The 22,965-nt window shown below is 29.6% G+C and carries 17 protein-coding genes; 6 read left to right on the forward strand and 11 right to left on the reverse strand.

Annotation, left to right across the window (positions count from 1 at the left end):
• A partial coding sequence (locus KKE07_01730) for a hypothetical protein (protein MBU4269578.1) occupies nucleotides 1-203 on the forward strand: 203 nt, incomplete at its 5' end.
• Between the two features lie 244 nt (nucleotides 204-447).
• On the opposite strand, the gene KKE07_01735 is transcribed toward KKE07_01730, so the two are convergent.
• The 5 genes from KKE07_01735 to KKE07_01755 form a co-directional block, all read right to left on the reverse strand.
• A complete protein-coding gene (locus tag KKE07_01735) occupies nucleotides 448-870 on the reverse strand; it encodes a hypothetical protein (protein MBU4269579.1) in 423 nt (140 codons plus the stop codon).
• 115 nt (nucleotides 871-985) lie between these two features.
• Nucleotides 986-3,946 carry an isoleucine--tRNA ligase gene (gene ileS, locus KKE07_01740; protein MBU4269580.1) on the reverse strand — a complete coding sequence of 987 codons (2,961 nt, stop codon included), beginning with the start codon at nucleotides 3,944-3,946 and terminating at the stop codon, nucleotides 986-988.
• Between the two features lie 97 nt (nucleotides 3,947-4,043).
• Nucleotides 4,044-5,228 carry a branched-chain amino acid transport system II carrier protein gene (brnQ, locus tag KKE07_01745; protein MBU4269581.1) on the reverse strand — a complete coding sequence of 395 codons (1,185 nt, stop codon included), beginning with the start codon at nucleotides 5,226-5,228 and terminating at the stop codon, nucleotides 4,044-4,046.
• Nucleotides 5,229-5,321: 93 nt separating this feature from the next.
• The gene (locus tag KKE07_01750; GenBank protein MBU4269582.1) at nucleotides 5,322-5,744 is read right to left on the reverse strand and encodes an RpiB/LacA/LacB family sugar-phosphate isomerase; all 423 of its coding nucleotides are present in this window, start codon (nucleotides 5,742-5,744) and stop codon (nucleotides 5,322-5,324) included.
• Nucleotides 5,722-6,423: a hypothetical protein gene (locus KKE07_01755; protein ID MBU4269583.1), complete on the reverse strand. Its 702-nt coding sequence runs from the start codon at nucleotides 6,421-6,423 to the stop codon at nucleotides 5,722-5,724. Before KKE07_01755 ends, KKE07_01750 begins: the two co-directional genes overlap by 23 nt.
• Before the next feature lie 119 nt (nucleotides 6,424-6,542).
• Between KKE07_01755 and KKE07_01760 the strand changes: the two genes are divergently transcribed.
• From KKE07_01760 to KKE07_01775, 4 genes are all read left to right on the forward strand, one after another.
• Nucleotides 6,543-7,811 (forward strand): ABC transporter permease, encoded by a 1,269-nt coding sequence (locus tag KKE07_01760; GenBank protein ID MBU4269584.1) that lies wholly within the window; start codon nucleotides 6,543-6,545, stop codon nucleotides 7,809-7,811.
• Nucleotides 7,812-7,815: 4 nt separating this feature from the next.
• On the forward strand, nucleotides 7,816-9,009 hold the full coding sequence (locus KKE07_01765; GenBank protein ID MBU4269585.1) for a phosphoglycerate kinase: 1,194 nt from the start codon (nucleotides 7,816-7,818) through the stop codon (nucleotides 9,007-9,009).
• A gap of 200 nt (nucleotides 9,010-9,209) precedes the next feature.
• Complete coding sequence (locus KKE07_01770) at nucleotides 9,210-9,566, forward strand: GIY-YIG nuclease family protein (GenBank protein ID MBU4269586.1); 357 nt, start codon at nucleotides 9,210-9,212, stop codon at nucleotides 9,564-9,566.
• A gap of 63 nt (nucleotides 9,567-9,629) precedes the next feature.
• Nucleotides 9,630-11,399, forward strand: a complete 1,770-nt coding sequence (locus KKE07_01775; GenBank protein MBU4269587.1) for a heparinase II/III family protein — start codon at nucleotides 9,630-9,632, stop codon at nucleotides 11,397-11,399.
• On the opposite strand, the gene KKE07_01780 is transcribed toward KKE07_01775, so the two are convergent.
• Nucleotides 11,379-11,930, reverse strand: a complete 552-nt coding sequence (locus KKE07_01780) for a hypothetical protein (GenBank protein ID MBU4269588.1) — start codon at nucleotides 11,928-11,930, stop codon at nucleotides 11,379-11,381. The two genes, KKE07_01775 and KKE07_01780, sit on opposite strands and share 21 nt — an antisense overlap.
• Nucleotides 11,931-12,280: 350 nt before the next feature.
• Here KKE07_01780 and KKE07_01785 point away from each other — a divergent pair, with 350 nt between their 5' ends.
• Complete coding sequence (locus KKE07_01785; GenBank protein MBU4269589.1) at nucleotides 12,281-14,176, forward strand: ankyrin repeat domain-containing protein; 1,896 nt, start codon at nucleotides 12,281-12,283, stop codon at nucleotides 14,174-14,176.
• Between the two features lie 54 nt (nucleotides 14,177-14,230).
• Here the strand turns inward: KKE07_01785 and murF are convergent, their stop codons facing one another.
• The 5 genes from murF to KKE07_01810 form a co-directional block, all read right to left on the reverse strand.
• Nucleotides 14,231-15,682, reverse strand: coding sequence for a UDP-N-acetylmuramoyl-tripeptide--D-alanyl-D-alanine ligase (gene murF / locus KKE07_01790; GenBank protein ID MBU4269590.1), 1,452 nt, complete (start codon nucleotides 15,680-15,682; stop codon nucleotides 14,231-14,233).
• 83 nt (nucleotides 15,683-15,765) lie between these two features.
• A complete protein-coding gene (locus tag KKE07_01795) occupies nucleotides 15,766-18,060 on the reverse strand; it encodes a DNA translocase FtsK (protein ID MBU4269591.1) in 2,295 nt (764 codons plus the stop codon).
• Nucleotides 18,061-18,357: 297 nt separating this feature from the next.
• Nucleotides 18,358-19,887, reverse strand: coding sequence for a hypothetical protein (locus tag KKE07_01800; GenBank protein MBU4269592.1), 1,530 nt, complete (start codon nucleotides 19,885-19,887; stop codon nucleotides 18,358-18,360).
• 571 nt (nucleotides 19,888-20,458) lie between these two features.
• Nucleotides 20,459-20,827 (reverse strand): IS200/IS605 family transposase, encoded by a 369-nt coding sequence (gene tnpA, locus KKE07_01805; GenBank protein MBU4269593.1) that lies wholly within the window; start codon nucleotides 20,825-20,827, stop codon nucleotides 20,459-20,461.
• Nucleotides 20,828-21,120: 293 nt separating this feature from the next.
• Nucleotides 21,121-22,641, reverse strand: a complete 1,521-nt coding sequence (locus KKE07_01810; protein MBU4269594.1) for a hypothetical protein — start codon at nucleotides 22,639-22,641, stop codon at nucleotides 21,121-21,123.
• Between the last annotated feature and the right edge of the window lie 324 nt (nucleotides 22,642-22,965).

Consider the following 22,965-nt stretch of genomic DNA (forward strand, 5'->3'; position numbering starts at 1 on the left):
AAATAGAAAATGAAAATACAAAAGAATATTTAATTGAAAATATAAAAAATTTTATCCCCGAGCCAGAAGAAGCAAGTGCCTCAAAAGATTTAACTGATGATCAAAAAAGTAATTTAATAAATAAATTTGAGGGAATAACTTCAGAATTTGCAACAAAGAAAAAGTTTCTTGAAATGATATCTGCGATAACAAAACGCGAATAATTAAGTAACGCAAATGTTGTATCGGGGATCTGGTCTTTATTTACTATCGCCCAAAGCACACGCATTGGGCTACCATAATATCGCATTGCATTCGCAACGCTACTCGAATTTTTTTAATTAGCGTGAACTAGATAATTTAAGTATTTAATTTTGCAAAAAAATTTAATAATTAAGTAAGAACCAACAAAAACAGGCGAATATTTTTAATATTCGCCTGTAAAATATCAAATTTTACTTTTATATTTTACATATTAAGTTGAACAGGTCTTGTTGAACCAACCAAAGTACTAATTTGTTGAATCAAGCCGTTTATAAGTACAGGGTTTTGAGAAGCACTGTCTTTTAACTTAGCGATAAATGAATCAACAAATTCTTTCATTTGAGATGAAATACCATAATCTTTACTTGCCAAACCATCTTTAATAAAATTCTTAATTACCTCAACCTGACTCATGGTAATTTTAGAAAAATCTAAGTTTTGAATTTCAACTGTAGCCATTTTTATAAGATCTGAAAAACCTGCAGGCTCACCCTTTAATGCTTTATCTATAGCACCAATGTAACCAATATATTTCATCAACACTGCCGGATCTTGACCCAAAATGCCTAACGGTTGTACAGACAAAAAGAATAACGAACCCAAAATTGACAATATAAGCTTTTTCATAAAATCCCCCTTTTAAATTAAAAAAGCCAATAAAATTATATCTATTTAACTTACAATTAGAGTATAGAATAATTTCTATTAGAAAATCAATAAATATTTATTATTTTGGGAAAACCTACTTTTTAAGCACCAAAGCACATCTCTTACAAAGCTTTTCAGCATGATCGGTCGCTTCCCACTGCCAACATCTTGGACATTTATCGCCAACAGCATGTTCAATACGCACAAAAACCCAAGGCAATTCGGTGGCATCAAGTCCATTATTCGTAGTAGCAAACTCCAATTGCGAAACTATAAGCCAATCTTTTAAGAATTTATTTAAATTTTCGCTTTCATCTAGATTATTTTCTAAAAATTTAATTAGTTCAAATTCTTTACTATTTTTGTCAAAATAAACAGTAACTTTGGCTTCTAAAGAGTGCTTTACAATATCCAACTTACGTTTTTCTTCAATTGCCTTTAAAACAACTTCACGTAAACTTTCAAGCGCATTAAATGCCCCAATCATAGAGCTTTTATATGTCAAAGAACCCAAATTTTCATTAACATTTTTAGATTGTAACGCTGATTCAAACGCCAATTTATTCTTGTTTTTTAATTTATCCCAGATATCAATTAATTCTTTAATACTGCAAAGATGTATACTCTCTTTTTTATCAACCATGTAAAAATCAGAAACTTCTTCAGCCAAAAACGATAATATTGGCGCCATAAGATGCGTAATCGTATCAAGAATTATATAAATAGCAGTTTGTGCAGATCTGCGCAAAAGTCCATTTGCAGACTCTGTGTAAAGTCTATCTTTTGAAATATCGAGATATAAAGCACTTAAATCATTTGCACAAAAACTGTTTAATAAGTGAAATACTGATGCAAAATTATAATTTTCGTAAGATTCTAAAATTTTTTCATTTAAATCATAAAGTTTATTTAGAATATATTGGTCAACAAGTAATAAATTTTCATATGCAACTGCATCTTTTTTGATATCGAAATCGTAAAGATTTGAAAGCATAAATCTGCATGTATTTCTTATTTTTTTATATGCCTGCATAACATTATTTAAGGCATTATCGGATACAACGATATCATTTTGATAATCAACCGATGCTACAAAAAGACGTAAAATATCACGGCTGTATTTTTTAATAATTTCATCCGGAGCTATAACATTACCAAGAGATTTGGACATTTTATAGCCTTTTTCGTCCACCGTAAATCCGTGCGTAACAATAATTTTAGTCTGAGATTTATCATTTAAAACCATTGAGCTTAAAAGAGAACTCTGAAACCATCCTCTATGTTGATCCGACCCTTCCAAGTATAAATCTGCAGGAAATGCCAAATCTTTTAAATTTTGCTGTAATACTGCATAGCTTGAAACTCCTGAATCAAACCAAACATCCAAAATATCTGTCTCTTTTCTAAATTTATCCGGATCGTTATTATGACAAGATGCACATGAGAAAGTTTTTGATAAAATTTTAAGATCTACAAGCTCTTTAATAGTTACTCTATCCCAAAACTCTATCCCCTCTTTTGAAACAAAATTTGCAATCGAATCTATAAAATTTTTATCCAAATAAGCGTGACCGCAATCGGCACAAATTATTGCCGTTATTGGAACACCCCAAGTTCTTTGTCTTGAGATACACCATTCCGTTCTATTGGAAACAAATGCATGTAACCTATTTTTTCCCCAATCTGGATAAAATTTTATTTTTTCAATTTCGCTTAAAGTTTTTTCAATTAAATTATTTTTTTGTAAATTACAAAACCACTGTTCCGTAGCTCTAAACATAAGACCATTATGACAACGCCAACAATGCGGGTATGAGTGTGTAACATTTGTCTTATAAAGTAAGCGCCCTACTTCTTGTAATTTTCTAAGAACCCAAATTTGTCCATCAGATATAGGCATATCGACCAACTCTTTTGGCTTAATTTCAGCTGTATATTTACCATCAATCGATAATGGCGAATAGATTTCCAAATTATTTTTTACACCTAAAGCGTAATCTTCAGGACCGCAACCGGGAGCGCTGTGAACGCAAGCCGTACCCTCGTTTAACAATACTGAATTATCAAGAATTACCGGTACTTGTAAATTATCTATAAATGGGTGAATTGCTAAACTATTTTTTAATATTTGAGATTCAAATTCTTGTAAAACTATTTTTTCTATCTCGAGTTGTTTACATAATTTATCGGCCAAATCACTTGCTACTATTATTGCTTTATTATCGTTTATATCCAATAAGCTATATTTTGCATTACTATTTAAAACTACTGCTCTATTTAATGGTAATGTCCAAGGCGTTGTTGTCCAAATTAAAAAATTAACTTGCTTATCTATATACTTAGAAAATAATTTTGAAACACTACTTTTATCAAGTTCAAATAAAACATATATAGATGGATCTTTTCTATCTTTATATTCTATTTCAGCGGTTGCAAGAACTGTTTTACATGACGCACACCATGGCACGGTTTTATTTTTTCGCTCAATAAATCCACCCTCTACAAATTTTGAAAACGCTTTTAAAATCGAGCTTTCATACTCCGGACTCATTGTTATATATGGATTATCCCAATTCATCAAAACGCCTAAATTTTTAAACTCTTCACGTTGTGTATTAATCCATTTATTTACATATTCACGACTGTATTTTTTTAAAGCTAGACGCTTTTCATTTTGATCAGTTATTGAATTTAGCTCTTTTTCTTTTTCTTTGGTTACTTTTAATTCTATAGGCAATCCGTGACAATCCCATCCAGGAGTTACAGGCACATGAAAACCTATCATTCTTTTGTATTTGGCAGAAATATCTTTGAGTGTTTTATTTAAAACATGGCCCAAATGAATATTGCCGTTTGCATATGGCGGACCATCATGAAGTATAAATTTTTCTTTACCGATATTATGAGTAAAAGAAGTGACAGATAATTTTTTATTTTCCCAATTTTTTAATATTTCACTCTCTTTTTCTACAGCGTTTGCACGAATGGAAAAATCTGTTTTTGGTAAATTTAATGTATCTTGAAACGGATTTTTTTTATTATTTTCTGTACTCATAATATTCCTAGTTTTAGGGTTTAAGCCCAAATAAATAACTTTATTATAATTATATTTTAGAACAAATAATAAAAATTATAAATAAATTAATTTGAATCTATTTAACAAAATACCAAACAATTGAAGTAATAAGAGAAATTGCTACAGGAATTTTTACATACTTAAAGCCAAATAACTTATTTGCTAAATTAACCAAAGTTAAAACAATTAACACCGGATAAATTATCAATAAAATTGGAGTACTGAATTTAATAATTCCCATAAACCCAAGATTTGACATAGCAAAAGTCAAAATAAGAGTTATAAGCAAACTTGATTTATAATTTAATTTATTCTTAAACAGTGCGTTTTGAATAAATTCTGCAAAAACTACAGCCAAAGTAAGTGCCGTCGTCAAACAGGCTAAAATTACAGCCATATTTGCAACAATTCCACCTGCCGAGCCCAAAACAACAGAAGAAAGAACACTTAAAACCTTATCTTTTTCTATATTTAATAGCTCTAATGAATAAAATGAAGCTACATAACTAAAACCAATATAAACCAATGCCAAAAGCCCTGCACCGATTATGCTTGAAATTATAGTTACCAAATAAAATTTTCTTTTACCTATTTTATCTTTAAACGAAAATCCGGATCCAAAAGATTTTTTCAACCCCAAAAGTATAACAACTGAAAAGAAAAAAGCACCCAAAAGATCCATGGTATAATAACCTTCGGTTAACCCATACATGAAAATTTGAGTTTTTGAAAAATCAATAACTCTTGCTACCGGATGTGTAAAAAAAATTCCCTTAACTATCAATATAATTAAAGAAATTAATAGTAATGGGCTTAAAATTGTTCCCAATAAATCTAAAATTCTTGCTCTTTTAAATGCAAAAACAAATAAAACAGCACAAAATACAAGTGAAAAATAAAATAAAGAAACTCCGGGAATATAACTTTGCAAAGTAGAAAAAGAAAGTGTAACACATCTTGGCATTGCCATAAAAGGTCCAATTAAAGCAAGCAAAAATGCAGACAAAATTAATCCGGGAATTTTACCTATTCTATTAAAAAAGCTTGAATAGTCGCCCGAAAATAAAAACATAGCCAAAAGCCCAATAAATGGTACTAAAACCGCTGTAATCAATAATCCAAGTATTGCATAAAAATTCATATTTCCTGCAAAACGTCCAAGATCCAAAGGGAATACCACATTGCCGGCACCAAAAAACATTGAAAACATAGCCAAACCGGTTGAAATAATAATTTTAAAATAGTTACGAAACTTTTCCATACAATCCTAAATAAATAAATTTTTATAAAAGTCTATAAATAATAATGGATTATTGAAACTTCGTCAAACAGGTGATTATAGCGCTTAATTCATCTATAAATTCGTCATATCCAGCCGAGTCTGGTATCGCCCGCCCTTAAACTCTGCTTTCAACCAAGCATTTACAATTTCAAAAGCAAGATCAAGCGATATATAATCAGCCGGAAGAGCCAGTATATTTGCCATATCATCACATCTGGCGGCAGCTGCAACTTCAGGATTCCAACATAAAGCTGCATATATGTGTTTATATCTATTTGCGGCAATTGACATACCCACTCCGGAACCACAAATCAAAATTCCTAATTCAGAATTATTATCAAGAATATTTTGTGCTACTTTTTTAGCATAGATCGGGTAGTCTGTCTTAGTAAGGTCATAAGCACCAACATCTACCCATTCTATATTTAAAAAATTTGAAATAATTTTACTCTTAAGCTCTACGCCTCTATGGTCAGATCCAATAGAAATCTTCATTTTTTAAAATCTTTCTCTTTTTTGAATATGGTCTATACAAATCTTTTGTTGTTTGATCATTAAATTTAACAAAGCTTGTTTTATATGCAGAACTTAGTGCAACTTCAAATGTGGTTTTTTCACTTATATATAAATTACCGTTTAAATCTTTTGCCGGAAATTTTACTTCAAAATATCTTTGAAATGGAGTAAACCTTGGGCCGAAAAGATATTGAATTTCAGGTTCCAAATCAATCTCTTTAATACTTATAGGCTGAACCGTTGATCCATTATTAAGCTTTAAAAATACCGACCATGTTGCATTTTTTTCGTTCAAAGAATTACGTTTTCTATCTCTTAAATCTGTTAAAATATAAAAAGTAGTCCAATATTTATTCTGTTCCAATTCTTTTGCTATCAAAGAATTTTTTGTCTCTTGATCATAACCTTTCTTTTCCACATGTTTATTAATATATGCCTCTCTTACTGAATCGGAAAAGTATAACAAATCAAAAATTGCTTTAGTTTCATACTCATCATATATTGCGACTTTTTTAAGGTTTTTATTTAAGGCAACTCTTTCATCAGGATGATTTTGGCCTTGGTGAAATTCGATATTTGAAACTTTATAATGCTTATAACAGGATGGAAATAAAAAAATGGTAAATATCAAAATTAAAAGATTATTTTTTTTAAACATTAGCAACTCCCAACTCTTTTTAGTTTTAATTTTTCACAAATTTCAATAATAAGAACTTAAGTATTATACTATAGTTTGTAATTTAACTAAAATTAAAAAATAAAAAAAGAAGGAAAAAAATGAATGAATTAAGCTCTTTTATTGCAACAAAGTATATAAAATTTAAAAACAAAGATAGAAATATTTCGTTAATGATGAAAATCTGTTTTTTGGGAATTTCAATTGGCACATTTGCTCTAATGCTTACATTAATAATAATGAACGGTTTTGAAAAAGTAACTCATGAAAAAATGCAGGGAATCAATTCTCAAGCAATTATATATTCATACGGAAAACAAATTGATTATATTTCTATAGAAAAATTTTTAAAAGATAAATTTGATAACCAAATAAATGCAATAAGTCCAAGCAGTACACGGCAAGTTTTAATAGATAAAAATAATTCTCAGACAATACTATTTATAAAAGGCATAAATCCCGATACTCAAATAAATGTAAGTAATATAAATCAGAAAATATTATCTGGTCCAAAAGCAAATTTATCAGAATTAATAACAGAAAATAAAATAATAATAGGCCAAAAAATGGCCCAATCTTTTAATTTAGCAATTGGAGACAGTCTTGATATTTTAATTCCAAGACAAGGTGGCAAAAATAAAATTGCATTAAAGAAAAAAACTTTAATAATTTCAGGAATTTTTAATATTGGGCTTGAAGAATATGACAATAATTTCGCATTTTGCACATTAAATTTATTACATGATTTGTTTAAAGAAAATTCAAATGCCGCAGATCAAATAAATCTAAAATTTAACGATCCAAAGTTGAATATTTTTCAAAAACTAATAAATATATTTATTAAAAAAGATTATGAAAAAATAATTTTACACAAAATACAAACAGAGTTAACCAATTTAACGGTAACAAGTTGGAAAGAACTTTACCCCGCATTAGTTGCATCTTTACGATTGGAAAAATATGTGATGTTTTTCATATTGGCACTCATAACTCTAGTCGCATGCATGACAATGATATCGTTACTTTTCATGTACATACAACAAAAAAGACATGATGTTGCAATACTCAAATCAATGGGATTTCCGGATAACAATATTAGAGCCATTTTTTTAAATATTGGGCTCAAAATAAGTTTTTGGGCTTCATTTACAGGGTTGTTATTAGCTTTTATTGCCGGTTTTATTCTTGAACGTTATCCGTTCATAGAGCTTCCGGATGTTTATTATGTATCGTATTTACCGGCACGAATGGATGTTGAAATTTTTATTGTGGTATTTATTGCCACCATGTTTTTAGGTTTTTTATCTACTTGGATTCCTGCCAAAAGAACTAAAAATATAAATATTGCCCAGGTTTTAAGACAGGAGTAGTTTTATGAATTTTATAAAAAATATGGATTTAAAAAATAAACGAGTTTTTTTAAGAGCCGACTTAAACATACCAATTTCTCAAGATGGTAAAATTATTGAAAACTATAAATTAAAACAGATCTTGCCAACAATAAATTATATACAAGAAAACGGAGGCAAAGTAATTTTGGCAACACACATAGGAAGACCTGACCCCAAAGAGCACACTAATTTTTATGATGAAACACTTTCAACTAAAATATTAATTCCTTGGTTTGAAGAAAATGGTTATGAGATAAAATATAAAATTGATCTTATAAAAGCCGAAAATTTTAGTCATGAAAATTTCAGCAAAATTTTGTTACTTGAAAACTTACGTTTTTATCATGGAGAAAAAGGAAACAGTCTTGAGCGAGAAAATTTTGCCCAAATTTTAAAAAAGCTTGCAGATATTTATATAAATGATGCATTCGCGTTAATTCACCGAGATGATTGTTCAATAAATGAACTGATTTTAAAATTTTCGCCCAAAGATAGAGGTTTTGGATTTTTAATCGATAAAGAGATAAAAGAATTAAACAAAATTAAATATAATCCTGAAAAGCCATTTTTAGTAATTTTAGGTGGAAATAAACTTGAAACAAAAATACCTTTATTGGAATATTTTTTAGATAAAGATGAAAAAACAAAACCGAATTCAATAATAATTGGTGGAGCTATTTCATATACTTTTTTAGCTTCTCAAGGCTTTAATATGGGTCAATCCATTGTAGATAATACAAAAATCGATTTTGCAAAAAAATTTTTAGAAAAAGCAAAAGAAAAAGATATTAAAATATTGTTACCGATTGATCATGTAACGATTTTTGGAATTCAAAATACAAAAAATTTTCAAGAAAATGAAAGTGCCATTGATATAGGCCCTGATAGTATAAAATTATTTTCAGACGAAATAATAAAAGCTAAAACTATTTTTATAAACGGCACTATGGGAATTTATATGCAACCGGAAAGTTCTACAGGGTCAAAAGAAATATTAAATACAATTGCAAACTCCGATAGTTATAAAATTGCCGGCGGCGGCGATTGCATTGCAGCAATAAATCTATTTAATTTGCAAGATAAGTTTAATTTTTTATCAACAGGTGGCGGCGCCACGCTTGATTATTTGGCAAAAGATGTTGATGCTCAAGAATTGCCGGGGCTTAAAAATTTATAGGTTAAATGCATGTTTTTTATATTCCAGCATATACGTCAAGCGTGTTATTACGAGCAATAACCAAATGTCGAGAACTTAATGAGATATTAAAGCTAACTAATTTGTAGGTTATGCTTAGCGCAGCGCGAGTGTCATCCTGAACTTGATTCAGGATCCAGTCTTCATTGCATTTTATATTAATTCCATTAAATTAAAATACCATGAATAATTACTTTATTTACATGCTTACAAATAAACCATATGGAACACTATATATAGGCGTAACCAATAATTTAAAACGTCGAATAACAGAGCATAAGCTTAAAATTGCAGATAGCTTTACGAAAAAACATAATTTAAATTTATTGGTATATATAGAACAATTTGACTACATTGAAGATGCAATTGCCAGAGAAAAGCAGTTAAAAGGTTGGCATCGAAATTGGAAAATAAAATTAATTGAAAAATTCAATTCTGCTTGGCATGATTTGTTTTACACTATATTTGAAAAAGATAAAGAATATGAAGACTGGATCCTGAATCAAGTTCAGGATGACACATCATCTTCTTACGATTAAATCATAAAATATAATCAAATGTATTTAATAAAAAGTTGATTAGCAATAATAATGATAAAAAGCATGCTAAAAAATATTATAAAATATAAGATACAAATTCTTAAAAAATATATTTTTTATAAAAAATACAAAAACAAAGCTATAAACCAACAAGAATTTTTTATTTTATTTAAAAAAAACGATCAAAAATTCATTACGTTTTTGAATAAATTAAAAAATGAAAACTTTATACCAAAGTTAAATTTTGCTATTGATAAATCGATAAAAATTGCAAACGAAGCAACGCAAAATCGTTTTTATATACTTAATAAAAAATTAAGTTTTGATAAAAATATAAACTGGTCCAATCTTGATTGGTCCCAAGATTTTAGTAATTTTAAATATAGCTTTTATCAAGATATTAAGCTTAAAACATACACAAATAATAATATAAATAATTTAGGGCCCGATATTAAAATACCGTGGGAATTTTCACGATTATATTACTTTGTAGATTTAGCTGTTGCATATAAAAAAACACACGATAAAAAATATATGGATGTTTTTGTCACGCACACAAAATCATGGATCGAAAGCAACCCGTTTTTACTTGGTGTTAATTGGTTAAATCCTATGGAAGTCGCCATTCGTGCAATTAATTTAATTTATGCCTTTAATTATTTTAAAAACGAAAATATAAGCAATAATTTTTGGCTAAAATTAATAAATTCACTTTATCAACATAAAATTTACATACAAAATAATTGGGAAATTTTTTATAAAAATAATAATCACTATATTACAGACTTAATTGGTTATTTTTATTTATTAATTTTTTTCGATTTAAAAAGAGAACAGAATAAAATTTTAAAAAAAATTTTAGAAGAATTTGAAACCCAAATCATGCCGGACGGCACATGCTATGAAGGCTCTACAAGTTACCACAAATTAACAATAGAGTTATTTTTGCTTTTTTATTATTTATGTAAAAAGAATAATTTAAGCTTACCCAATAAATTTAAAACTAAATTAAATAAATCTATAAATTTTATTAACGACTGTACTGATTTTAATAATAATTTTGTACAAATTGGCGACAACGACAGTGGCAAAATTTTACATAACTTCCATTTTTTACACAATAAAAAATATAAAAACAAGCTAATTTCGCATTATAAAAATTTTGGTCTAACTATTATAAAAAACAATAAAATTCATATAACATACAGACACCCCACTTACAAAAAAATACAGCCGACAGGTCACTTTCATAACGATAGTTTATCTATTACGCTATCTTACAATAATATCCCAATAATTATTGACCCGGGAACATATGTTTATACGTCAAATAAATTTTATAGAAATAAGTTAAGAAGCTTTAACAATCACAATACTTTTTTTATAAAAGATAGCACATCTGAGCAAGATATATTTAAGCTAAACAAACAAGTACAAAAAGATACTGCCATAATCAAAAGATATAAAAATAAAATTTTTATTAAAAATTATTATATAAACGATCACATAAAACTTTTTAGAACACTAATTTTTAATAAAATTAACAATAACTTATTAATAAAAGATTTTGCAAAAAATAATACCGATAAAATCGTTTGTTGGAATTTTATTTTTCATCCAAATATTAAAATAAAAAGATTAAATAAAAATAAATTTGAACTTTTGCATGAAAATAAAACAATTTTTATATTAAAATCAAACTTAGATTTCTCAATTCAAGATGCATTTTATTCCCAAGAATATGGGGTTTTGGAAAAATGCACAAAGCTTAAAACTTTGAAAAAAATCAAAAATCAAAAAATAATAATAAAATTATATGCCGCAAAAACTTAATAACGCTGCAATATTGTGTAAAAAGCTTACTCTCCATGATGACTGTTCTTGTTCCTGAGGCTCAAACAATAAAATACCGTGATTTCCATTTTTTGAGTTCCAAGAAAAATATTCAGGCTTTTTTAAACCCAAAAAAGCACCCAATTCTTTTACTTCTTTAGAATTATTCAAGTTTATATCTTTACGTCTAAGGCTATCGTTTAAATAACTTTTTACTTCGTTATGATATCGTGCGCTTTCCATATCTTTTAGAAATAAATTTGGTTCCTGCCACAAGTCTGACTGGTGATAATGGCATTCATCACAAGAATATCCTGCAACGCCTAACAAATGATTAAAATCTGGATTGTCTACCAAATAAGTTGCTTTATTAAAATTAAAACGATCTTCGTGCCCCAATTCATGTAAAACCATCTGAGGCAAACCGTCAACTTCATGATAATTCAAAACTTTGTGCAAAAGACCGGACAAGTTTGATGCAAAATCAACATCACTTACGCTCTTTTTTTTGCTATCGCATTGTGCACACATGAAAACTCCTTTTCTCGTCTATATTTTCGACTGATTACTAAAATTAATTTAGTATTTTTTAATTTTTGATACAAGAAAAGAAAATATTTTAGCAAAAATAGTGATTAAGCTTTAAATTCTTTTACAATATTCTCAAGCCCAACGGAATGTGATGCTTTTAATATAACTTTAAATAGCTTTAATGAAAATTCTATTGACTTTTTATAGATAAATCTTCAACAATAAAGTTGTTTTAAATTTTTCTACATATTAAAAATTTTTATAATATGAGATTCAGGAGGTGAAAAAATATATAAATTTCATATTTTAACCATATATACATATTTATTTTTTATAAAAAAGGGACTATTGTGAAAAATATAAAAAAAATATTATTATTTTTATTCATAATCAGTAATATTTGTTCGGCAAGTAAATTTACAAAAGAACTTTTTGATGCTGCAGATAAAGGCAATACTGAAGCTTTGAAAGTATTAATCAAAAATGGTGCAGATGTAAATGAAAAATTAAGTAACGGTATCACACCCATAATGCTAGCCTCCAGAAACAATCATGAAAAAACAGTTAGAGCGTTAGCCGAAAGTGGCGCCGTTTTAGATGCACAGGATCAAACAGGAAAGACCGCCTTAATGTATGCTGCATCCAACGGATTAACAAATATTATTCAATTATTAATAGAAAAAAAAGCAAATCTAGAAATAAAAGACAATGAAGAACAAACAGCTTTGTTTAGAGCGATTAAATACGGATTTAAAGACGCCACTAAGGTGTTAGCTGAAAATAAGGCAAATATAAATATAAAAAACAAAGAAAATCAAACCCCTTTAGAACTATCAACCAACCCAACCTTTATTCGAAATTATCCTGATACAGCATATGACATTGTAACAATTTTAACAGATGCAGGTGCAGCAATAGATAAGCAATTTATTGATAATTTAAATGAAACATACATGCTTTCAGCCAGCAAAAATATCATAATTGAAGGAAAAATTCGCGAAGAAATTTTAAAGTATTTAGAAAATGCATTAAAAAATAAATCCAAAGAAAAAAACAAAGAAGAAAGTAAAAAAGAAAGTAAAGAAGAAACTGATTTAGTACTTTCTAAATTTGTATTTAATGAAAATATAGAAATAGATGAAAAAATTTTAAATGAAATGCAATCAGATTTCTGGAAAAAGATTGGAAACTCTTTGATTATTTATTTTGATGACTTTTCACTTAGTGAAAATTATTTATTTCGTATGAACGAAAAATCTTTTAAACCTCTATTCGAGAAAGAATTAAATATTTTTCAACAAAACTTGTCAGAAAAACTTTCCGCTTATTATCAAATGGATAAAATAAAAGAACAAAATATCATAAGTAATAATAATGAAAAAAACATTGCTTATGGTCAAATAGTACATACGGATAAAAATGCAAATATTTATTTTGTAGGGGATATTCATGGAAGTTTATTTCATTTAACCGCCGTATTAAGAAAATTAGAAAAAGATGGCATTATAGATAAAAAATTTAAAATACAAAAAAAAGAAGATAAGCTAATTATCGGTGGAGACATTCTGGATCGAGGGCCATTTAGCATAGAATGTTCATACCTAGTAATGAAATTATTTAATACAAATCTCAATAATGTTGTAATATTACGAGGAAACCATGAAAGTGATCTTACCGCTTCAACTTATGGCACCTCAAGTGAATTTCTATTTAAGTTTAATTCTATTGATAGAACTTCTAGAAAAAAATCTTTTCAAGATACAATTGCTGCATTTAAATTATTACCAACAACATCTTTCGTTATTTTAGGTACAGATGATAAATCTAAAGTTATCCAATTTGCACATGGATGCATTGATAAAAATTTTAAATTTGATAAAAAAAACAAAAATGACATTATAATGTTGTATGAAACAACATTTATAGATGATAATGATAATCCGTATATTTGGGCAGATATCGTTTATAATAAAGAAAATTTAACAAATAAAAGAGGCACTAAAGTTCAAAATTTATTAATTGATCAAGCTTTGGAATATGGGAGTATAAATAAAATTGATTTAATAGCATTTGGTCACATGCATGCAGATCCAAACTTGAATAAATATGGATACTACAATCGCGATAACAAATTTATAAGACACATCCTTTACTATCCCGGCGCCAAAGATAGAATTCCTTCCTACGTTAAAATATCAATGAATAAGCTTAATCTATTAAATGCTGACTGTTTGCCTTGTTCTTAATTATATTTGAACATAAATTAACGGGTAATGATGTCATTACCCGTTAATTTAATCTTAAACTTTAAATTCTTTTACAATATTCTCAAGCCCAACGGAATGTGATGCTTTTAATAATACCAATGAATCAGCGTTTTTATCTAAAATTTCACTTAAAAAATCTTTTGCCTGCTTCCAATTTTCCACTTTTTTAGTTTTAATTACAACAGGAGCGGTTTTTGAAATTAGATGAGCTAATTTACCAACCAAAATTAGGTAATCGATATCTAACGATTTAATTAAAAATCTACCAATTAATTTGTGCCAAAAAACTTCCGTTGATCCTAATTCAAGCATATCGCCAATTACCGCAATTTTTTTACCTTTACAATGCATTAGAGCAAAGGCTTTTATTGCAGCCTTCATGCTTTCAGGTGATGCATTATAACAATCATTAATTAAAAAAGTCTTTTTGTCTTTTAGTTCTATTGTTTCAAATCGACCTTCAAAAGATTTATATGTAGCAAGAGCTTTTAAAATAATTTTTGCATCAATTTGTAAAAACGTGCAAACTGCAGTTGCAGCAAGAGCATTATTTATTAGCCCTTCATGATTTCCCAAAATTACGGCTTTGTATTTTTTTGAATATATTTTTAAATCGAATTTAGTTAAAAAATTATTAGGCCCAAAAATATCTTCTTGCGCTGCTATAATTTTAATAAGTCTTGCATGAATATTATTTTTTGTTTTTTTACCAAAAGTTATAAGTGGAAAATGTGGATAAAAATCTTTAGTTAAAACATCTTTATCACCACAAATTATTCCGACATTTTTTGATTCAAAAAATTTAAAGATTTTTAGTTTTTCTTTGGCAATATCTTCAATGGATCCTAAGCCATTTGTATGAGCATGAGAAATATATGTAATAACGCCAATATCCGGCCTTAAAATATCTGCGAGCTCTTCCATTTCGCCAATATGACTTATTCCCATTTCAAAAATTGCAAATTTATGCTCTTTGCGCATTTTTAAAATATTTAAGCTCAATCCAATTGCAGTGTTTTGATTTTTAAATGATGCAAAGGCAGAAATATTTCCGGTATTAAAAATATGAAAAAGCATCTCTTTTGTTGTAGTCTTTCCAACAGAACCGGTAACACCTATTACCGGATAAGAAAATTGCTTGCGCCATGCAATAGCCAATAATTTAAGAGAAATTAAAGAATCATTTACAGCTATGACGATTTTATTTTTTAATAATTTTTGATCCAGTTTATCTAATTTTTCCAGCCATTCTTTATTGATTAATATCCCCAAAACATCTTTTTCCAATATGCTTTCAATAAAATCATGTGCATCAACCCGTTCACCTTTTAATGCTACAAATATTTGTCCATTCTCAATATTACGGCTGTCGATACAAAAACTTTTTATTTCTTTTGTATTAAAAAAAGTTTCAAGATCAATTCCAAATGCTTTTATTTGAGCATCAGGCAAAGTTGTTTTAAAAAAAGAATAGCTATATATCATATATCTCTTGTTTTTATAATTTATTATTTAATTTTTACTAAAATTTATTATACAAATATTTTTTTCATAAACCTAGATTATATTTACAAATTATCTTTCAAAATTTTTCTAGGCTTACTACCTTGAGCCGGAGCCAAAAGTCCATCAAATTCAAGCTTTTCTATAATTCTTGCCGATCTATTAAATCCAATTCTGTATCTTCTTTGCAATCCGGAAATAGAAATTTCTTCAATCTTTTTGATAAATTCCAAAACATCCGGATACAACTCATCTTCAATATTTTCAACTTCACTTTTACTCATTTCACGTAAAGTTTCATTAAGATCCAAATATTCAGGCTCGGCCTGAGCTCTTAGATGTGCTGTTAATTTTTCAATCTCTTTTACGCCAACATATGCACCATGTATTCTTTGTAAATCGGAAGAAGCCGAATTCATATAAAGCATATCTCCACGGCCCAAAAGTTTTTCCGCACCCGAACAATCAACAATTGTTCGAGAATCTATTTTTGATGAAACTCTAAATGCAATTCTTGATGGAAAATTTACTTTTATAAGACCGGTTATAACATCAACCGAAGGTCGTTGAGTTGCAATCACCATATGAATTCCGGCAGCTCTTGCCATTTGTGCTATTCGTGCAATATGAATTTCTATATCTTTTCCGGCAACCATCATAAGATCTGCAAGCTCATCAATCATCAAAACTATAAACGGCATTTGTTCAATCGAATTATCATTTTTTGCCAAATCTTGATATTCAAAAATATTTCTTACACCAAAATGAGACATTTTGTCATATCGCATTTCCATCTCTTGTACAAGCCATTTTAAAACCGGACTGGCTTGTCTTGGATTGGTAATTATAGGAAACAGTAAATGTGGAATATCTTTATAAGGTGCAAACTCCAATCTTTTAGGATCGATTAAAATCAATTTTAATTGATCAGGTTTAAATTGGCACAACAAACTCACAAGCATTGTGTTAAGTCCTACAGATTTACCGGAGCCTGTAGATCCTGCAACAAGTAAATGCGGCATACCTGAAAGATCTTGAATTACAGAATTTCCGACAATATCTACACCAAACACAATTGGCAATTTGCCTGAAAAATTTTTAAACTCTTTGCTGTTTAAAAGTTCCGCCAATAAAACATTTTGTCTTGTTTTATTTGAAATTTCAAAACCGACGACGCTTTTTCCCGGAATTGGAGCAACAATTCGAATGCTTAATGCCATTAAAGCCAGAGCAAGATCATCTTCAAGTGATATTATTTTGCTAATTTTACTGTCAATTTCCGGTTTATATTCAAAAAGAGTTATTACAGGCCCGGGATGAATAGCCGTAACAGTGCCCTTAATTCCAAAATATTTTAATTTTTCTTCAAGCAATTGTGCTTTTACAACACCCTCTTGCTCAAGTTGTTTTTTTAATTTTTCATCGCTATTGGATACCGATTGAAAAATATTTGTGTCAGGTAATTTATAATTTATTAATTTATCAACTTGTATTTTAATATCTTTAGAATCTTGATCTTGCACCATCGGGCTTAAGCAAGCTTCCTGTTCATTCATTTGAGCCGGGTCAAAGTTTTCTTTATTAATATTATTTTCAACAAAAACCGGTTGCTCTATAAAAAAATCTTCAGATATATCTGAATAATCTTTTCTAAATACGGTACAAAAATAATCTTTTGTAATTTGCCACACAAAATTCAAAGAACTTAAAACAACTGAATAAATATATAAAAATATAAATTTTATAGTACCTACAACTTTTGCAACAACAAAACCTACAATATTTATAATTAAATTAAAAAACAGTTTAAATAGATATTTAAACGATATGTTTGCAACGGGTATAAAAAAAAGTATTAATAAAAAAAAGTTAAATGCAGTAGCTCCAAAAAACCCCATATATAAAGCCATAAGCTTAAATATGCTTATGCCAAAAAGTCCGCCGGGATAACTGTTTGTAAAATCAAAATTAAAAGAATATAAAATTGAAGAAATTGATATATTAAAAAGAAAAAAAGCAACGGCTCGATAAATGGTTTTTGATATTTTTTTATATTTAAAAATTAAATATGAATAAAAAGATAAGCCAAATGCAAAAATATATGCGGCTGAACCAAAAAGATAAAAAAGTAATGCGGAATAATTTGCACCAAAAGAGCTCAATATATTTTTTATTTCTTGATTTTCTATTGATACATAAAACCATGATTGATCATTTGAATTAAAAGAAAAAATGGATAAAAATGTAATTACGGAAAAACAAAATACTGAAAAAGCCAACGCTTCATATTTGTATTTTCCCCAATTTAACCCCGGTTTATACAATTTTATTTTTGGGCTATTTTTACCAAATCCAAACATAAAACTCTCCTAAAATGTTTTTCATATTATTCTCAATTAAATTTTATGTTTTTATTATGAAGAAAATAAAATTTAAATTCTATAAAATATTTTTAAATACAAATAATGGCAAGTTAATGGCAAGTTAATGGCAAGTTAATGGCAAGTTAATGGCATAATAAAAGAATTATTTTTCAAAAAATTTTTGAGCCTGCATCTGCGGGCGGCTTTACGGTAGCCCAATGCGAAAGCTTTGGGCTAACAAATAAAAATGGGTCGGTATTTCTACCGACCCACTCTTTTTAAAATCAAATTCTATTAAAATTTGAAGCCGTATTTAGCGTAGACTTGCCAATTTTCAAGGCCATCATTTCCGTCAAATTCGTATGCGCCGCCAATTGCAAGCATTGAAGGATATTTCCATTCTTTCCAGTTATATCCAATACCTGCAAATACTTTGTGTGTCATCATTGATGGTGTTTCTGCAGCATCGGCATCAACATGATTTCTGTTCAAATAATAGCAATTTGTTGCAGTACCGGCTGCTGTAGCATCTTTGTCAGTTGTAGCTGAAGCTTCAGTTGCAAAATTCGTATCAACAATGGCTGCTGTTCCTAGATAATCTGTTACCAATATTGCATAGTCATTTGATTCAAAATCATGAGCTTTCAATTCAACCTTTTCGCCATCTTTCCAGAAGAAGTTGTAACCAAGATCGAATGTCCAATTTTTATTATTGTATGTTAAATAAAGCATTGAATCCAATTGGCTGCGAGGTGTAACTGAAACATCTTTTGATAAAATGTTTGCTGTAGGAGTTGCAAATTGATCGCCAACTCTACCTGCTAAACGATATTGACCCCAATTTACTTTTGTTCCATCAGATTTTTTCAAACCTAAAGTTCTAAATTCTGTTGCTTCAAATAGATATCTATAGTTTGCAACACCTGTTAATTTTAGATTTTGGTGTTTCTTTTCCCAGAATTTATATGCAAAATCCAAACCGCCGCCAAATGCAAAGTGTCCACCATTGCCGGCTACAGGTTCAAATACCCATCTTGCATCAGGGTGTGTTCCTACAGGAATGGTCAAACCAAGATTTAATGCAACATAATATTTTTCTTTGTCGAAAAATTTTTCACCGATTATTAAATCAATATCGGCTACTGCCAATTTTGAATGTGAACCACCCATTTTGGCATATTGCAGTCTTCTTTGTGAATTTTGCAGTAATTGACCTGTTTTTGCAGGATTGCCTTCGCCATATGTTCCATTAAAATATTTTTTGATTGCATCGGTTCCGGAATCACTTGGAACAGCAAAGAAACCTGTTGCTGTCATTGTTTCTTCCAAATTCATATCCGTATCAACTTTAACGATTGGACAAGAAACCTTTAAATATAAACCCTTTAATGCTTTTGCTAAATCTTGGTAATAATCCATTCTTATACCATAAGCTTCAAGTTTTGGTTCAAGCTTAAATTCAGCAGCTGTATTTGCTCTATGTAATATAGGAGCTACAACACCAACATGAAACATTCTTGCATAATAAAGATTTATATCTGCAACTGTAGTTAAACCAATTTTGATTACATTGGTACCTGTAAAACCAAAATATCTTCCTAAATCGTTTTTGTCTGCCGATTCAAGATAAAATGGAACTGCTTGGAAATGTCCGCCAAAAAGATTTCCTTCATTATTATTATGAATTAATTCATTGAATGTTGTGTATTCCATTGGAAGATTTACGCCTTGAGATCTTGGCATATAAAATGTTTTATTTATTGCGGCATTTGCTGCGCCAGAAACAAATGCTACGACCAATAAACCTTTTAAAAGTTTATTCATACTAATCTTTCTCCTAAATATTTTCGAATTTTTCACGCACAAAATTTAATTTTTTTGCATATTAAATTTGATTATGAAAAATCGAACCTCACTTACTTACTTTACCTTAATGAAAACGACGATGTTTGTACATCCTCCTTTCTTTTCCAAAAAATTTTATCCGATTAACATTTGAGTAGTTTGTGTCCGTATAATTTTTATACTTTTCATATCGTAGCGAGAAATTAATTTGATTTCAATATTTTAAAAAATAATATCATATTACTTGTTTTTATTTAGTGTTTATCGTATTTTGCAAATTTAAATCATCAAACAATTATCCATAAAAAAAGTAATTTGGGATAATAAAACGCGAGACGCATTAATACCGCCCGGGGCATAAGTACATCAATACCGCGTAAAGCAATAACAAAGCAGCATCAACCGCGGGTGTCATCCCGGACTACGATCCGGGATCCAGTCTTATTTATTCTATCGCCCTGAGCTTACCCAGCCTTCGCCTAGGCTACGGCGGACAGGCGCACTGGGCTACCGTAAAGTCGCCTGCAGGCGCAGGCTCAAAATGTTAATTTTAAATATTAATTTTATGGTGTTCTTCTTGATTTAAAATATAATTTTTAATTCTTTTTACAGAATGCCTATCAATGGTTAATACACCATATCCCTCTTGCCAAGCAAAGTTTGGATCGAAATTTAATTTAATAAATCGAGACGAATTTGATTTTATTTTACACACAAGATCGGAAACTGTATTTTGAGGTTCAATTTGAACCAAAATATGAACATGATTTTCTATTCCACCAATTGCAATTAAATGCCAACCTTTTGTTTTAATAATTTGTCCTATATATAAATATAAATCTTTTTTAAATTCATTTTTAATATTTGGTTCTTTATTTTTTGTTTTCCAAACAACATGATAATAAAGTTTTGAATACACATGATTACTTTTCGTATACGATCCCCCAAGAATTGTTTGTTTTACAGGATATTATTTATATATATAAAGAATTATTTATCAAGAAGTTTTTGAGCCTGCGCCTGCAGGCGGCTTTGCGGTAGCCCAGTGCGCCTGTCCGCCGTAGCCTCGGCGAAGGCTGGATATGCTCTGGGCGTCTGCCCTGGGCGCCTTTACCCATATTTTCAATCTATCAAATAAAAATGGGCCGGTATTTCTACCGACCCACGCACATGGACCGTTACCGACCCATGAATTTCGACAATTAAAATCGATTAAAATTTCATGCCGATTTTGCCATATACTTGCCAGTTTTCGATACCATCGTTTCCGGCAAATTCATATGCACCGCCAATGCCAAGCATTAGAGGATATTCCCATTCTTTCCAGTTGTAGCCTACGCCTGCAAAAATCTTATGTGTATCCATTGATGGGGTTTCTGCAACTGTTGTATCAATATTATCTCTAATTAATTGATATGCAGTTGTGCCAAATACAACAGGGGCATCAAATGTAGCACCATCAACAACAGCATTATCGCTAGCTTTAGGTAAGAAATTTGTTACTAATAATGATGCTGTTCCAACCCAATCAGGATCAACAATAGCATGTGTTGCTGTTTGGAAATCTGTTCCCTTTAATTTAACATCTTCTCTTTCTTTCCAGAAGAAGTTATATCCTAAGTCTAATGTCCAGCCGCCATTATTGTATGTGAAGTAAAGTATTGCATCTACTTGACTGCCCGGTTCAACTTCAACATTTTTTGTCAAAACGTTTGCAGCTGGTATTGCAGTATTTCCGCCATCGGTACCAACATAACGATATTGTCCCCAATTTACAGAAGTTCCATCAGATTTTTTAAGACCTAATGTTCTCATTTCTGTATCTTCAAACATATATCTATAGTTTGCAACACCTGTTAATTTGATGTTTTGGTCATTCTTTTCCCAAAGTTTTACTGAGAAATCAAGACCGCCACCAACTGCCCAATGTCCGCCATTTCCAACTATTGGTTCAAATGCCCATACGCCATCTGCATCATTTCCTACCGGAATGGTTAAACCAAGATTTAATGCTACATAATATTTTTCTTTGTCGAAAAACTTATAGCCTAAAACTAAATCTATGTCTGCAACCGATGTTTCAGAGTGTGAACCACCAATTTTTGCGTATTTTAATACCTGTTGAGCATCAGCGCCAGTTTGGGCTGCAGCTGTTGCTGCTGGATTACCATCGCCATATGTTCCTAAAAAGTAGTTTTCTATATAATTGCTACTTAAAAAGAAACTATTACCACCGGCTTTATTTGAGACATTGATATGCATATCTGTATCAACATTTACAATAGGCAATGCAACCTTTAAATATAAGCCATCAAGAATTTTTTCTAAATCTTGGTAGTAATCAATTCTTGCGCCATAAGCTTGAAGTTCCGGTTCAAATTTAACATCTGCAACTGCAGTTGCCTCGTCAGCGTGATGGAATATACGTCTGAAAGCTAAATCCGATGTTGCAATATTGGTTGAACCTGAAAGTCTAATTACATTTTTGTTAGCAAAACCAAAATATTTACCTAAATCACCTTTGTCGCATGATTCAAGATAAAATGGAACTACTTGGAAATGAGCTCCGAAGAAATCTCCATTTTTATGTTGAATTAATTCATTGAATGTTGTGTATTCCATTGGAAGGTTTACGCCTTGTGATCTTGGCATCAAGAATGTTTTATTTGTAGCTGCGTTCATTGTGCCAACAGCGAAAGCCGTTACCAACAAACCTTTTAGAAGTTTATTCATATTAGTCTTTCCCCTAAGAAATTTCGATCAAAAAACAACAATTAAAAATTACATTTTAAGTGTAAAATTTAACGTATGTAAAAGATCGAAGACTACTTACTTACTTTACCATTATGTAAAAACTCGGATGTTATTGTGTGTATCGATTAAGAAATAAACATGATGTTTTTATGATGAACAAAAAAAGAAGTTAGTTGTTATTACGTTCCTCCTCTCTTTTTTTATCTCAACGAGATATACCTACCAACATTAGTGTTGTTTGTGTCTAAAAAAAATTTCACTACTCTTTCGCCCTGGAATCACGATGCCATTTTTGATTTGGCG

The organism is Candidatus Dependentiae bacterium (assembly GCA_018897535.1).
In the GTDB taxonomy this organism is placed as follows: domain Bacteria; phylum Babelota; class Babeliae; order Babelales; family UASB340; genus UASB340.

Excerpts from the sequence above, each read along its gene's own strand:
- KKE07_01735 (MBU4269579.1), bottom strand. The coding sequence starts at position 870 with ATGAAAAAGCTTATATTGTCAATTTTGGGTTCGTTATTCTTTTTGTCT.
- ileS (MBU4269580.1), bottom strand. The coding sequence starts at position 3,946 with ATGAGTACAGAAAATAATAAAAAAAATCCGTTTCAAGATACATTAAAT.
- brnQ (MBU4269581.1), bottom strand. The coding sequence starts at position 5,228 with ATGGAAAAGTTTCGTAACTATTTTAAAATTATTATTTCAACCGGTTTG.
- KKE07_01750 (MBU4269582.1), bottom strand. The coding sequence starts at position 5,744 with ATGAAGATTTCTATTGGATCTGACCATAGAGGCGTAGAGCTTAAGAGT.
- KKE07_01755 (MBU4269583.1), bottom strand. The coding sequence starts at position 6,423 with ATGTTTAAAAAAAATAATCTTTTAATTTTGATATTTACCATTTTTTTA.
- KKE07_01760 (MBU4269584.1), top strand. The coding sequence starts at position 6,543 with ATGAATGAATTAAGCTCTTTTATTGCAACAAAGTATATAAAATTTAAA.
- KKE07_01765 (MBU4269585.1), top strand. The coding sequence starts at position 7,816 with ATGAATTTTATAAAAAATATGGATTTAAAAAATAAACGAGTTTTTTTA.
- KKE07_01770 (MBU4269586.1), top strand. The coding sequence starts at position 9,210 with ATGAATAATTACTTTATTTACATGCTTACAAATAAACCATATGGAACA.
- KKE07_01775 (MBU4269587.1), top strand. The coding sequence starts at position 9,630 with ATGCTAAAAAATATTATAAAATATAAGATACAAATTCTTAAAAAATAT.
- KKE07_01780 (MBU4269588.1), bottom strand. The coding sequence starts at position 11,930 with ATGTGTGCACAATGCGATAGCAAAAAAAAGAGCGTAAGTGATGTTGAT.
- murF (MBU4269590.1), bottom strand. The coding sequence starts at position 15,682 with ATGATATATAGCTATTCTTTTTTTAAAACAACTTTGCCTGATGCTCAA.
- KKE07_01795 (MBU4269591.1), bottom strand. The coding sequence starts at position 18,060 with ATGTTTGGATTTGGTAAAAATAGCCCAAAAATAAAATTGTATAAACCG.
- KKE07_01800 (MBU4269592.1), bottom strand. The coding sequence starts at position 19,887 with ATGAATAAACTTTTAAAAGGTTTATTGGTCGTAGCATTTGTTTCTGGC.
- KKE07_01810 (MBU4269594.1), bottom strand. The coding sequence starts at position 22,641 with ATGAATAAACTTCTAAAAGGTTTGTTGGTAACGGCTTTCGCTGTTGGC.